Source organism: Microcoleus sp. T3_B1 (assembly GCF_036700445.1).
Taxonomy (GTDB): domain Bacteria; phylum Cyanobacteriota; class Cyanobacteriia; order Cyanobacteriales; family Microcoleaceae; genus Microcoleus.
This window is the reverse complement of record NZ_JAUBOX010000049.1, coordinates 41,444-55,762: the sequence shown is the minus strand read 5'-3', so window position 1 is coordinate 55,762 and position 14,319 is coordinate 41,444. Positions and strand designations below refer to the sequence as shown.

The window sequence follows — 14,319 nt, the reverse complement described above, 5'->3', positions numbered from 1 at the left end:
ACAACTCCGACAAGTCCAACTCCAACAACTCCGACAACTCCGACAACTCCAACAACTCCGACAACTCCGACAACTCCGACAACTCCAACAACTCCAACAACTCCGACAACTCCGACAACTCCAACAACTCCGACAAGTCCAACTCCAACAACTCCGACAAGTCCAACAACTCCGACAAGTCCAACTCCAACAACTCCGACAAGTCCAACTCCAACAACTCCGACAACTCCGACAACTCCAACAACTCCGACAACTCCGACAACTCCAACTCCAACAACTCCGACAAGTCCGACAACTCCAACTCCAACTCCAACAACTCCGACAAGTCCGACAACTCCGACTCCGACAAGTCCGACTCCGGGGATAATATTGGGAACTCCCGGCGATGATGCCCTCCAAGGTAGCGCCCAAAACGACACCATCGACGGCCTCGGAGGCGACGATGACATCTTCGGTGGGGAAGGAAATGACTCCCTCTCTGGCGATGCCGGCGATGACTACTTAAATGGCGAGGAAGGTGACGACAGCCTCTTTGGCGGCGCGGGAAATGACTTCCTAGAAGATGAATTGGGCAATAACTTGCTCTCCGGCGGCGACGGCGATGACGAAGTTTTGGGCGGCAACGGTGCCGACACCCTCACAGGAGATGCCGGCGATGACTACTTAAATGGCAACGAAGGTAACGACAGCCTAATTGGCGGCGCGGGAAATGACATCCTAGAAGATGAATTGGGCAATAATTTGCTCTCCGGCGGCGACGGCAATGACGAAGTTGTAGGCGGCCGCGGTGCCGACACCCTCACAGGAGATGCCGGCGATGACTCCCTTACAGGGGACGAAGGCAATGACTCTATTTCTGGCGGTGTCGGCAACGATATTGCAGATGGGGGTGACGGCAACGATACCCTAGAAGGCGGTGACGGCAATGACGAACTAAGCGGTGGCGAAGATAACGACAGCCTCAACGGCGGCGTTGGCAATGACGAACTCTACGGAGATGACGGTAACGATACCCTAGAAGGTGGTGGCGGTGCCGATAGTCTAGAAGGCGGCACCGGCGATGACTTCTACGTGTTAAATGGTACTTCCGCAGGGGGCAATGTCATTGCTGACGACAGCGGCACCGATAGTCTAACTCTCAATGGTCTCACGCTGGCGATCGGCTTGGCCGCCGGTACGGCAGGCGTGACGCGGGGCGGCGAATTCGATACCGACTTGCTAATTGACCTCAACAAAGACGGGATTTTTAACGCAACTGACGACTTGTTGATTCTTGACTTCTTCGCTGAACCAAATCTGGAACAAGGAGATGGTTTTATCGAACAAGTTGGCAATCTCTCAGGGGACGCCATTCTCAAGAGTTTCCCGTTGAAGGCGACGCCCGACCCGGATTTCCTTCCAGGTGGTGGCGGCGATGACAGCATCGACGGATTGGCGGGCAACGATGAGATTGAGGGCAATCAAGGCAATGATTCGCTGTTCGGCAACGCTGGCAATGATGTGCTCAACGGCGACGAACTCATTACGATTAGTGAGGCGGGCGGTGACGTAATTCTCGGTACGGGGATTGGGAATGACTATCTCGACGGCGGGGATGGCGACGACACCCTCGACGGCGGCGAAGGTAACGATACTCTGGTAGGCGCTGCCGGTGACGACAGCCTGTGGGGCGGTGAAGGTACTGACATTATCAATGGAGGAGATGGCAAAGATTCTCTGTACGGGGCTGAAGGGAATGACAGTTTGTTGGGCGGTGCCGACAATGACTTTTTGTTCGGAAACGAGGACAATGATACTCTCGACGGCGGCGATGGAGATGATTCTCTAGTTGGCGGTTTGGGCAATGACAGCATCGTCGGCGGTGCCGGTATCGATACGGTGTCTTATGCTACTCTGCTGAGTCCTGTAAATATCAATCTCGCGGCGGGAAGTTCCACAGCCGAAGGTACTGATACTCTCACCGGTATCGAAGTTATCATCGGTACAGCTTTGCCTGATACTATCACTGGCAGCAGCAGCGATGAAAGCCTCATCGGTAACGGCGGTGCCGACATCCTCACCGGTGGCGGTGGCAACGATACCTTTATCCTCGACCCCGCAACAGCCGCTGGTAGCAAAATTCAAGGCGCTGCCGGCACTGACAACCTCGTTCTCCCGGATACTACCTTAGTTACATCTCTGACGAACGGTTCAGTAGGAATCGGTCGCAGCGGTACTAGCTTAGTAGTAGACGTGAATAAAGACGGTCAAATCAACCTCGCTAACGACCTCGAACTTCTCAATTTCTTTGATGCTACTAGCAATATTCCGGGTACTGGATTCATCGAAAATGTTGCAGGTGTCTCCGGCAATACAATTCTCTCTCGCTTTGCCACCGTACCTGTATTCAAACCCCCACTCACAACCACACCCACACCCACACCAACTCCCACACCTGACGGCCCCCAAATTTTAACACCGGCAATTGGGATTCCGAGTCCGAATACTACCGTTGATTCTACTTTCAGTGGCGGGCCGCTTAGCGATTTGTTCTTCGGAACTCCGCAGGCTGACGCACTGGATGGTTTAGCTGGAAACGATACGATTTCCGGCTTAGATGGTGCTGATAATATCCAGGGCAATGACGGCGAAGATTCGCTATTGGGCAATGCTGGCACCGACTTGATCGATGCTGGAAATGGCAATGATATTGTTTACGGCGGTAAAGCTTCCGACGGCATCTTAGGTGGCGGCGGTAATGATTCGCTGTACGCAAATAAAGGCTTGGATGTTGCTTTGGGAGGAGACGGTAACGATATAATTTTTGGCGGGAAGGGCGATGATTCTCTCGGCGGTGATGCGGGAGATGACAGCATTTTCGGTCAGTTAGATAAGGATTTCTTGCTGGGCGGCAGCGGTAATGATGTTGTCAGCGGTGGCGAAGGAGATGATACTTTAGCAGGTATCGATCCGAGTGCTACTAATCCTGGAATTGGGGAGTTTGATACTTTGACTGGCGGGGAAGGTAAAGACCGTTTCTTGCTGGGAGATAGTGATAAAATCTACTACTCTGGTGATGGTAATGCTGTGATTAGTGACTTTAATTCTGCTGAGGATGCGATCGTCCTTTCGGGAATTAAGGGCAATTATTCGCTGTCGGTTTCGGGGAATGCGACTAGCATTTTCCTCAAGAAACCCGGTGAATCCGATGATTTAATTGCCACGGTGCAAGGGGTGATGGATTTGAATCTGGATCAACCTTATTTCACTTTCATTTAGAAGCGGCTTTTTTTAACCGCAGATACACGTAGATTAACGCAGATGAATTTTACCATTTTGCGTTGATCTGCGTTTTTTTACCCTTTCCCACTCTATTCAGAGTGCCGTACCAGTCAAAATTTATCACTTCAAACCGATTGAATTCAAGGATGATTTCCTCCTATTCTACGGTTGATATTCCGCAAAAATTTCAATTTTTCCCACAATGTTTTGATTGAATTGAGCCAATTCTTCTGCCGGAATCCAATATTCTTGATGAATCGAACTGCCGACAGTTTGGACGGGATATTTTTTTAAGAATTCAGCCAAAACTCGAAACCGGGTTACATAGCCGAAATATCCCGATGCTGCATCTCTTGTATTCCAATCTCGTGCAATTTGTATAGCATATGCTTTGTGGAGTACGGGATAAAAAATAGGCTGAAAAGACAGTCGCGGCGGAAATGCCAGAAAATCGCTTTCTTTAATCAGTTCCATTTCTTTTTTGCCGACGGCTCGGAACAGCGTTACTGTCTCTTTATCTGATATATTGATATTTTTAAACCAAGCTTTCCAACCGTCCCAATTGTGAACTATTTTAGCCAATTCAGCGTAACCGGCTGCGCGGGGATGGGAAACGTCATTTTCGGTAAGTTCTTTATGCCAAATTTCCGAGTTTTGCAGCGGGGTGCAAACATCTAGATAAGGCACATTTAACTCGTTGCAAACTTGAGAAAACTGTTCGGATAAGTTGGCAATCCGCCTTGTGCGATCGGCATCGATAACTGGCGGTGGCCCTACCATTAATACTGGAAATATTTCTTTGGCTGACGTGAGAATACAGCGAGCATTTTCAATTGATTTTTCAACTTCTATGCGATTTTTTTCGTTTTCTCGGTAAGTGTCGTTGACGCCAAAGGAAAATACTATTCTGCCGTCGCCATAGTGAGGTAAGCGGCGAGAAACTTCGTTGAACCAACGAGTTTCTATATCGGCACTGGTTTCTCCCCTTATTCCTAAATTGTAGTAGGTAATATCGTGTCCTTGTCCGCAAGCGGCCGCGCAAATCCGTCCTGTCCAACCGAGACATTTGGGATCGCAAGTACCGTTTACAAAAGAATCGCCGATAAAACAAATACGCATATTATGTATGGGAAGTGGGAATGGAGAATTGTTGACTGTTGACTGTTGACTGTTAACTGTTGACTGTTGACTGTTGACTGATGATTGATGACAACTAACAACTGACAACTAACAACTGACAACTGACAACTGACAACTAACAACTGACAACTGACAACTAACAACTGCCAACTGACAACTGACAACGGCCAACTGCCAACTGACTTTAATTCTTGCCGATGACGGACAATCCCTCTACAATTAGAGACGGTGTTTCGCAAGAACCGTTCCACTCGGAGTCTCCTCCCAATTCTACTAATTGTTTGAGGACGTTGTAGACGTTGCCAGCTACCATTGTGTCTTTGATTCTGCCGACTATTTGACCTTTTTTGACTCGGTAGCCGAGATCGACATTAATTGAAAAATCGCCGGAAATTCCGGCACTGCCGCCAAGCATTTGATCGACTACAATCCCGTCGTCTAATTTAGCGATTAAATCTATTAGCGAAAGCGAACCTGGTTTAATCAAAACATTGAACAAACTCGGCGTGGGATAGCTGCCCAAACCTGGGCGAAATCCGTTGCCGGTGGTGCCGCTGCCCAAGGCTCGACCGGTGGTACGATCGGTATAAAATAGCTGCAACACTCCGCTGTTGATAAAGACGATCGCCCGCGTGGGAGTACCTTCGTCATCAAAAGGACAGCTATAGGGCCCGATATCCGGCTGCTGCGAGAGGGTGACAAGCGGCGATGTCACTTGTTGGCCTAATCGATCGCTCCAAGGCGAAGCGCCTTCGAGTACCTGTTTGCCGTTCAACGCCGCACAGACAGTCCCCCACAGCAAGTCGGCTGCTTTGGCTGTAAACAGCACCGGCACGCGGCCCGTGGCGGGGGCTACATTGTCTTTCGCCCATTCTAAACGCTGCAAAACCCGCTTGGCGCTGGTGTTTAAGTCCAGGGTGCCGCGTTCGGTTTCGCCTTCCCAAATGTTGAGGAAATCTTCGCCCCGCACTAATTCTGCTGATAAGTAACCGCTGAGGGTGGTGTCGGTGTGACTGGAATCCAAGCCTTTGGTGTTCACCAAGCGGGTGCTTTCGATTTCGCAGTCGAGTTCGGCGGTGCAGAGGCTTTCTGGATAGGCTTCGCGGACGATCGCGATCGCCTCTTTGCCCCAGTTTACTAGCTGTTCGGCCGGCACCGACACTCCGCGATCGGGATAAACAACTTTCTCACCTGTGCCAAGTTCGATGGTTTCCGGTTCGTTAAGTTGCGAAAGCGCGATCGCCCTATCCACCAAAATTTGCAGTTCCACAGGCCCGTAGGCCACCGCCAAACCCGGCCGCCCATCCCGCCACAGCCGCAGTGCAATGCCTTCTGCTTGGGCGGTTTCTAGCTGTTTGAGGCGGTTTGCTTCAAAAAATACCGGCCGTGAGAGCGATTGCGATTCCAATACCTCAGCAGCTTCTGCACCTGCTTTGGTGGCTAGTTCTAACAGTTGTTCTGCTGATTGGTGATTGGTCATTGTTCTCGGTGGTTGGTAATTAGTCAGTTGGCAGTTGGCAGTTGGCAGTTGTCAGTTGGCAGTTGTCAGTTGGCAGTTGGCAGTTGGCAGTTGGCATTAGTCAGTAGTTATTAGTTATAGCCTTTCTCAGTAACATGAGATGTTCGTAGAGCATAGGCCTCGCGGGTCTTGGACTGAAAAGCATACCTCAATTATTTGAGAACCGCTATATGAGTTATTCGTTATTAGTCAATCTAGCTGTTAACGCTAGACTAAATAACGGTAGATTATTAACTCCTACTAACAACTAACAACTGACTACTAACAACTGACTACTAACAACTAACCACTAACAACTGACTACTAACAACTGACTGATGACTAATAACTAATAACTAATGACTAAATAGTTAGTTCGTGCAGCAGCCAAAATCCTGCAAAAGATTCCGATTCGGGATTCGACTGAATTGCTAAGAAATGTACTTTTTTTGCTTGGTTTTTCGCGGCTTCAAATCCTTTCGCTTCTCTCTCAGTTGCTGCGTCTCTGAGATTAGCTAAAATCCAGCGATCGTTAGCTCCCGTATCTAACACCAGCCTAGCGGGTGGGCCGCTCTCAAATTTCAGGAAAGCCAACTCCAAGCCCGACATCCAACCTGCCAAAGCTGTTGCTCTCGACGAGTAGATAATTAGTCCCGGAATTTGCGTTTCTGGGGCGAGGCGTGTCATCGGCAGTCCGAAAGCTTCGCCAAATCCGATATCCCACTCGGACATTTCGTCAAAAGCTGCGATCGGCAAACTCACAAACGCCCATTTTTCGCCGATTAAAGCATCCGGCAGCGCAACAGGCGTTTCGGGTATAAATTGAACACTCGGGTTCACAACCGGTTGATAGCCCGGTTCGGCGGGATAAACGTCTTGCATCCGTTCTTCCAGCCACAGGCTGAGGGCGAGGGTGCGGCGGCTGCAGGCGGCGGGAATGTCCAAGTCATCGCAGGCTTTGGTAATCATGTTCGCCATTTGGCGGCGGAAAAAGCGGATTTTTTCAGGTCGTTTCGGTGCTGCGGCGATCGCCTCTTTAATTGCACCCGCCAGCCACAGGGAATTTACGGTAGAACTGGAGCAGAATTGCGAGTAGCGAAACAGAGATTCGGCCTTGTCGCCTACATTCAGCGGGCTTTCGCAGATCAACACTTCCCATTTTTTTTTCTCTCGCTCGTCTATGATTGGACGGCTGTAAAAGTCGAGTTCCCAAATAGTAGCCATGCCGCGCTGTTAAAAATTAATCCTTTCTCATGTTACCGGACAGCGGGCAAGTTTCTGATTCTGACCATATAAGGCTGATTTTCACTTTCAAGGGCGATCGCACTTTCCCAAAGATTCCCACTTTCCCTTGCAGCTTCCCGTGTAATTTTTTGCAGCAGTGCACAACCGGAAGCATTAGCAACTCTTCGGAGAACTGTCGCGGAGCAATCTCAACACGCGATCGTTTGTTAAACTTGTGCAAGCCAGGGAAAACAAACAGTATAGCTTGATTCCATGAGACAAATCATTCTCGAAAAGATTGTTTCTACCTTACAACCTTTAGATTTTGTTCTCGCTTTGTGGCAAGGAGGTTCAGCAGCCCACGGATACACCGACGAGTGGTCAGACCTCGATATTGCGGTTGTGGTTGAAGATAACTGCGTGGAAGAAACATTTGATATTGTTGAAAAAGCCCTCGCAGAAATTGCCGAAATCGAACTCAAATATCGAGTTCCAGAACCCGCTTGGCACGGTCAATCGCAGTGCTTCTGGCGGCTGAAAGAAACCCCGCCCTTCTTGCTAATTGATTTCGCTGTTTTTCGGCGCAGCAGCCGCAACGATTTTCTGGAAATAGAGAGACACGGGAAAGTGCCGATCGCCTTTGACAAAGTTAATCTAATTGTACCGCATCCTTTGGAGCGAAGCAAACATTTATCTACAATGCAGTCGAGATTCAACGAAATTAAAATCCGTTTTGATTTGCTGCAACCTCTGGTAAAAAAAGAGATTTATCGCGGACATTTAGTAGATGCGATCGGCAACTATCACAATTGGACGCTTCTACCCTTAGTCGAACTGTTGGGCATGATTTACCGTCCCCACAGGTACGACTTTGAACTAAAATATTTTAGCCGAGATTTTCCGCGCCCAATAGTCGATCGCGTCGCACCGCTTTTCTGCATTGCCAACCTTGAAGATTTGGCAGTAAAACAGCAAATATCTGAGGCTTTTTTTGCCGAAAGTTTACCGCTTGCACAAGCTAATTTTTCCTCTGACAATGCCCTAACACTACCGCCCTAGGCTCAAAGTTTCGTCCCGAAAGCGATTAATATAGTATTATCAACTTATATCTTGCACCATTGTCAATACTCCTTTTTTGAACAGGCTTTCCGGCCTGTTCCACAGGAAAATCTACTCTTTGTGGAACGGGCATCTTGCCCGTTCTTGAGAAAGATGCAAGATGTGAGCTCAACTTTAAAGATTAACATCCCATGACAAAACTCAGCGTCAACATCAACAGAATTGCCCTCCTCAGAAACTCTCGAAACATCGGCATCCCCAGTGTTACCGAAGCCGCAAAAACAGTAATTGCTGCCGGAGCTCATGGCGTTACAGTCCATCCCCGCCCCGACGAAAGGCATATCAAAGCTGCCGATGTTTACGAATTAGCTAAAATGCTAACCGTTGAGTTCAACATCGAAGGAAATCCGTTTCAGCCGCCATTTATGGATATAGTTTGCGACGTAAAACCGGCTCAGTGTACCTTGGTGCCGGATGCTCCCGACGTGCTAACATCGGATAGCGGTTGGAATATTCCCGAAAATCGCGATCGGCTCTTACCAATAATTCAAAAATTAAAAGACAACGGCATCAGAGTCAGCTTGTTTATGGACGCAGATGCTGCTCTCATGCCCCTAGCAAAAGAAGTGGGAGCAGACAGAGTAGAACTGTATACGGAACCCTACGCAACTGCTTTTCGCGAAGGGAGAGTAGAATCTGTTTTTCAACAATATGTCTTAGCAGCTCAAGCCGCTCAATCAGCAGGTTTAGGGGTGAATGCCGGACATGATTTAAATTTGCAAAACTTAGCTAAATTTTGCTCGATTCCTGATATACTAGAAGTATCGATTGGTCATGCTTTAATTGCGGAAGCTCTAGACACGGGCTTGTCCAAAACAGTACAAGCTTACCTAAAGATTCTCGCTTAAAAAAGGAAGAAGGAAGGCACGACAAGGATTTTGACTTCGACCTCATCCTCGGATATTCTACGCTCGTTATCCGAGTATGAGGTCGAAAGGATATACGGAGTAATTATCGAGTCTCCCACTCTTAGAGCAACCAGAAACAGCGTGGGTCACCAAATAGTTGCTGTTCTGATATTAATATTTGTGGATTTAGTTGTACTTCTGCTTTCAGTGGCTGAAAGCCGAATCCGTGCTGCCGGAAAATCAATCCGACAAACACATCTATGTAGCGTAGCGTCGAGCCGACTCTAGCAAAGTATTGATATCTCTTTCTAGAGTGTTGAAAGCAGTTACCAACTGGATAGTGTTTGAATCATCAACACCACAACGGTAGAATTGGAAGCCATCAGCAATTAACCCTTGGATGACAGTTTCAGGAAGTTGGATGAAGACTTCGTTCGCCTCAACCGCATGGACTTGTCTTATTCCCGGTAGTGAGGCGAGTCCCGCTGCTAGCTTGGTAGCCATCTGGTTAGCATATGTGGCGTTTCTCAGCCACAAATTATCCGTAATGTAAGCTTCGAGCTGCACCGACAAAAACCACATCTTAGAGATGAGATGTCCACCACGCTTGCAACGGTAGCTGAAAGTCTCCGCCAAGGCTCGATTGAAAAATACTACGGCTTCAGCAGCAATAGCACCATTGTTAGTTGCACCAAGTGACAGCACATCAACCCCAGCTCGCCAGGTAATGTCTGCTGGAGAACAGTTTAGGCTGACCACCGCATTAGCGAAGCGAGTACCGTCCATGTGCAGGCTAAGACTATGGGTCTGAGCAACTTCAGCAATTTTGTGAATTTCATCAGGGCTATAAACCGTTCCAACTTCAGTAGCCTGAGTCAGGCTCACGGCAGTTGGTTGCACCTTACGAGCGATACCAAAACCAGCCTGACCAAGCACTGTTGCCAAGTCAGATGCTTGAATCTTGCCGTCTTCTCCTTGCAGTGTCAGCAACTTGGCACCGCCTGTGTAGAATTCGGTTGCACCACAGGCTTTGAGATTGATATTTGATTCACTGTGGCAGTAAATCGCACCAAACGGGAGACTCATCACAGATAGAGCCAGAGCATTGGCAGCAACATCGGTTACTACTGGAAAAATCGTAACTGCGGTCTCGAATAATTCTGAGAACTTGACTTCCAATCGGGAAGTGTATTCATCCTGACCATAGGGCGCGACCGCACCTTTAGAGGCAGCAACCAACGCTGCCATAATTTCCGGTGCAATATCGGTTACATTATCGCTACAAAAGTTCATTCCTGTATCATCTCCCATCGGTATGACATAGTGTGAAGGAAACCTCCTTAACACTGTACCTGCTAAACCTATAGCGCCTTATGCTAGGCTTACACTTACAGATAAATTCTATCGCTCTTTGAGAGATTTACTTTAATTACATCGCGGAGCCTCGTAACGACCAAAGATTTATCGAGGTAGGACAACAAAGCACCAGCCTTGGGACCGCGTTCTTTCCCCATAAAAGATAGATAGATAGCCTTGAAAGCAATAGGCTGCGCGATATTTAACTCTTTTGCTGTAGAGAACAAAGTAGTCTGTAACTCTTCACTATCCCAAGTGACTATATTCTCCAAAGTTTCCCTCAACTTTTCAAGATAAAACACCTGCTCTTGATCTAGCTCAAGAGCTTTTTCAGGAACTCTGTCAAAGTAAAGAACCAACTTTTCTTCCTCATCTGCATAGTCTTGTAGCCACTTTTCAGCCACAGCGATCTTTTGATTTGCGACTTGCCAGTCAAAGTCATTCATAGATTCAGAACTTCGTTTGGCTATCTCATTCTTTATGTCAAGATGTGGGAGTTGAAGGAGCGAAATTATAGTGCTTAATTCAAAGGGATGGTAAGCTTTAATTTCCTCATTCAACTGCGAGTAAAAAAGAGACATTAAATCTTTCGTCAGTTGGTTCTTTTCTGAAAGAGTCGCCGATAGAGTTTGGTATTTTTCTATCAAACTATCATAGTCTCGAAAAAGGCGGGTGATTGTTTCGTAGTTAGGAGCAAAGTTGATAACTGTTTTTGGCTGAGTACGCAGCATCAAAAAGCGTAAAAGTTCAGGAGGAAATAACTCGGCAATTTCTTTCGCACTTGAACCAACTCCCTTTGATGAACTCATCTTAGTACCATTAACCAGGATAAATTCATAGGGAGAGTGGAAGGGAGGCTTTTTCCCTAAAACCTTATGGCAGATAGCGTTTGCCACCTCTCGCGATCCTCCTTTTTGGGAGTGATCCTTACCTGCCATCTCAAGAGTTACACCTAACAGATCCCACTTGGCAACCCACTCAACCTTCCAAGGCAGCTTACCATTCCCATCAAACGGAGAAATCCAAGCTGAATGTCCGCAACCCTGCACCCAGTTCGTGGCATCTGGCTTACAAGTGTAAAAAACTTCGGAGCTGTTGTAGTTTGTGACTTCAGTTGTTGCGATCTTACCACACTTTTCGCAAATAATTTGAAACGGATACCAGTTATCGGGACGATTTGCCTTACTCACCTCTTTATAAGCTTCTCTTACAAGGTGAGCATTTTTGAGAAAAATATCGATATAAGGGTTCAGTTGCCCCGATCGATACAAATCGCGCAGGTAGTAAACATCCGGTCTTATTCCCAGATATTCAAAGACTTCCAAAAATTCAGCCATAAAATACTTGGCGTAATCGCTGGCTGTATCTTCTGGAGAAGGTACGTTGCACAACGGGAACCCAAGATAGGGTGAAAACTTATCCTGATCTAGGTATTTAGGAACCGTATCTAGAGCATCGTAATCATCGACACCGTATAAGAATTTAACGGACTTACCTGCGTATTTCAAAGCTCGGTAAATAACATCGTGAATGACCACACCCCGCAAAGAGCCTACGTGAACTCTTCCCGAAGGTGTTTTGGAATCATTGACTACTTGGTAGCCTTGTGCATCCGCAGCTATTTTGTCAGCCCAGAACATAATTTGCAATTTCTCTTAGAATATTTAACATTGTAGCGTTTCACAGACGTATCTGTTCCAAAGGTGGCAAAGAAAAGAATATATAACTTTGGGGCTGCCAACCCAACTGCCAGGGCTGTGTGCGATACTGTTTGATCGGCCTCCTTAACACAAAAGCCCCGATAACTGCTAGCGTCCATCGCCACTCATCCGGAAATCCTGCTGTAGCCATAATCAAACCTTATCCGATCAAGTTTCTAGAAAAAGTGGTCGAAGCTTACCAACATGGCAACAAATCAATTAGAAAACTAGCTACCAGATTTGATGTGAGTAAATATTTTGTCGAGCGACTACTAAAGCACCAGCAAATTACAGGAGACATCCAACCACTACGGAGCGGGTGGAAGTCAGAAAAGTGAATTGATTCGTGCGAGCGCGTGCCATCACTGGTGGCCTGTAATCTAATCTGAACTATACCATGTCGATACTCGGATGTGATATGACTTACTTCTGCCATGCGGCTCTATGCTGCATTTTCTGGCTCCATTAAGAGTTGAAATTCAACTGGATAGTCGAAAACTAACTGGGCTGATAACCACGGATTTGCCTCATACACTTGGTCATAAAAATAATCAAGCAACCAACCTTGTTCTTCATTAGTTCGTAAGTATTTACTAAGGATTTTTTCTCGATTGCTTTGATAAGCTGCCCCATCTGTCAATCCCAGCCGATCGAGTTCTTCTAATTCATTTATGATGTTTCGATCTGATTCGAGACATTTCTCATAGTCAAGGTAGTAAAGTCTCCCTTTTTTCGTATGCTCTTGCTTGAGAGCTCCATGATAACGGAGAGCATTGAGCCTCATTTGACCTGCTGTAACGTCGTGGTGTGAGACAAGAAGTTTCTCCCAAGTAGCTCTGGGTGCTGCAAGTATATATTTGAAGGCACGATCCAGAATATCCATCAAGATAACTGCCTGAATCAGTGGGCGATCAAATAGCTCATTGCCTAGAGCATCCAACCCTAAATTACTGCCACTATCAGCACGGAACTCTTCATCTGCTCCTTGCATAAAAAATTGATTTTTTTTATTTGGATGAGTCATGGGCTGACTGCCAAGAAAGTGAGTCATATTATGCAAACTGATCAATGCCGCTTGGACTTGATTAGCATCTTGGCTCTCAAATAGATGGCGAATTTCATCGAGTTGATCGGGTACCCAGAATGGCTCTAAAGCGCACAAAGTATGGCTGACTGATTGAGCTGTGTAGGTATTTAAAAGATAGCCAACACTTAGCCCTTGCACATCTGTCTGCTCTGGAAAATACTCAGGGATAAAGTAAGGAGAGTGATGAATATTAGTAGCTTTTATTACGTGAGCGCCTGCAAACCGAGTCTTCACAGTACGAACTGGACATTTTGGGTAAAGGATTAAGTTGAGTCGAAATAGTTGGCTATGATGGTTGATCTTTAAACCCGATTCCATTGAATCTTCGCTAACTACAGCAACAAATCCAGACCAAAGCATAGAATGGTTATGCATGGCTGGAATAGGGGCAATGATTACTGGTTGCCAGATATATTCAAAATACTGCAAGTACACTTGTTTCAATAGCTCCCAATTGTTGCTTCTGAGAGCTTTGGCATTTTCAGTGCAAGCCAAAGCATCATAAATGCCTGTATTATCCAGAGAAAGATAGTGAGCGGCTTGCTCTAATACTTGCGATATTTTTTCGAGCGTTAATGTTTCTGTCCGAGGCGACAAAAATCCTTGAACTTGCAAAATCTGCAAGTTATTTACCAATCTGACAGCTTCCACTTGGTAGCTAAGAGCCTGACGACGAGATATTGATAAGTTATGAATTGTTGTTTCTACTTCTATTGGGAAGAGAAGCTTGTGAGTGAAATCTTTTTGGGTGGAGTGGTGTTTCATAACTTTAGAAGAAACGCAAACGTTTTACAGTAACCATCTTAATAAATTCTAAAAATTAGCTAGGATGTGCAATTATTTCACTAGGTTTTTTATGTTTAATTAAAAGATGTGCAAAAATAGCACACCCTAAGTTTCCTTGTAAGGAGACTCGTGCTTTATCCGCACTCCCAAGATAGGTCGGTGGGCTTCTGTTGTTTAATAAGTGTTAATTTGGAACTAGGGTAAAAATGCTTGGAAAAATTTCTGTCAAGTAATTGTAATAATTGTTTACAAATTGAGGCTGGACGGATAGCCAGGTGGATCGCTGATTACAAGAGACTG

General features: G+C 46.6%; 9 protein-coding genes. 3 read left to right on the top strand and 6 right to left on the bottom strand.

Going from position 1 to position 14,319, the window contains the following annotated elements; all coding sequences use genetic code 11:
• The coding region (locus tag QT990_RS23105; protein WP_333465798.1) for a calcium-binding protein at positions 1-3,258 on the top strand (3,258 nt) is incomplete at its 5' end.
• Positions 3,259-3,423: 165 nt separating this feature from the next.
• Here the strand turns inward: QT990_RS23105 and QT990_RS23100 are convergent.
• From QT990_RS23100 to QT990_RS23090, 3 genes are all read right to left on the bottom strand, one after another.
• The gene (locus QT990_RS23100) at positions 3,424-4,488 is read right to left on the bottom strand and encodes a GDSL-type esterase/lipase family protein (RefSeq protein ID WP_333306492.1); all 1,065 of its coding nucleotides are present in this window, start codon (positions 4,486-4,488) and stop codon (positions 3,424-3,426) included.
• 97 nt (positions 4,489-4,585) lie between these two features.
• Positions 4,586-5,881 carry a TldD/PmbA family protein gene (locus QT990_RS23095; protein WP_333465797.1) on the bottom strand — a complete coding sequence of 432 codons (1,296 nt, stop codon included), beginning with the start codon at positions 5,879-5,881 and terminating at the stop codon, positions 4,586-4,588.
• A gap of 381 nt (positions 5,882-6,262) precedes the next feature.
• Positions 6,263-7,123: a Tab2/Atab2 family RNA-binding protein gene (locus tag QT990_RS23090; RefSeq protein WP_333465796.1), complete on the bottom strand. Its 861-nt coding sequence runs from the start codon at positions 7,121-7,123 to the stop codon at positions 6,263-6,265.
• Positions 7,124-7,396: 273 nt separating this feature from the next.
• Between QT990_RS23090 and QT990_RS23085 the strand changes: the two genes are divergently transcribed.
• Both QT990_RS23085 and QT990_RS23080 read left to right on the top strand, forming a co-directional pair.
• Positions 7,397-8,182 (top strand): nucleotidyltransferase domain-containing protein, encoded by a 786-nt coding sequence (locus QT990_RS23085; protein WP_333465795.1) that lies wholly within the window; start codon positions 7,397-7,399, stop codon positions 8,180-8,182.
• Positions 8,183-8,373: 191 nt separating this feature from the next.
• Positions 8,374-9,090, top strand: coding sequence for a pyridoxine 5'-phosphate synthase (locus tag QT990_RS23080; RefSeq protein ID WP_333142178.1), 717 nt, complete (start codon positions 8,374-8,376; stop codon positions 9,088-9,090).
• A gap of 258 nt (positions 9,091-9,348) precedes the next feature.
• Here QT990_RS23080 and QT990_RS23075 read toward each other — a convergent pair whose 3' ends face one another.
• From QT990_RS23075 to QT990_RS23065, 3 genes are all read right to left on the bottom strand, one after another.
• The gene (locus tag QT990_RS23075) at positions 9,349-10,383 is read right to left on the bottom strand and encodes a low specificity L-threonine aldolase (RefSeq protein ID WP_333465794.1); all 1,035 of its coding nucleotides are present in this window, start codon (positions 10,381-10,383) and stop codon (positions 9,349-9,351) included.
• 95 nt (positions 10,384-10,478) lie between these two features.
• Entirely contained in the window at positions 10,479-12,086 is a 1,608-nt protein-coding gene (gene lysS, locus QT990_RS23070) for a lysine--tRNA ligase (protein WP_333142226.1), read from the bottom strand.
• A 502-nt stretch (positions 12,087-12,588) separates the two neighbouring features.
• A complete protein-coding gene (locus tag QT990_RS23065; protein ID WP_333142176.1) occupies positions 12,589-13,998 on the bottom strand; it encodes a hypothetical protein in 1,410 nt (469 codons plus the stop codon).
• Between the last annotated feature and the right edge of the window lie 321 nt (positions 13,999-14,319).

Excerpts from the sequence above, each read along its gene's own strand:
- QT990_RS23095 (WP_333465797.1), bottom strand. The coding sequence starts at position 5,881 with ATGACCAATCACCAATCAGCAGAACAACTGTTAGAACTAGCCACCAAA.
- QT990_RS23090 (WP_333465796.1), bottom strand. The coding sequence starts at position 7,123 with ATGGCTACTATTTGGGAACTCGACTTTTACAGCCGTCCAATCATAGAC.
- QT990_RS23085 (WP_333465795.1), top strand. The coding sequence starts at position 7,397 with ATGAGACAAATCATTCTCGAAAAGATTGTTTCTACCTTACAACCTTTA.
- QT990_RS23080 (WP_333142178.1), top strand. The coding sequence starts at position 8,374 with ATGACAAAACTCAGCGTCAACATCAACAGAATTGCCCTCCTCAGAAAC.
- QT990_RS23075 (WP_333465794.1), bottom strand. The coding sequence starts at position 10,383 with ATGAACTTTTGTAGCGATAATGTAACCGATATTGCACCGGAAATTATG.
- lysS (WP_333142226.1), bottom strand. The coding sequence starts at position 12,086 with ATGTTCTGGGCTGACAAAATAGCTGCGGATGCACAAGGCTACCAAGTA.
- QT990_RS23065 (WP_333142176.1), bottom strand. The coding sequence starts at position 13,998 with ATGAAACACCACTCCACCCAAAAAGATTTCACTCACAAGCTTCTCTTC.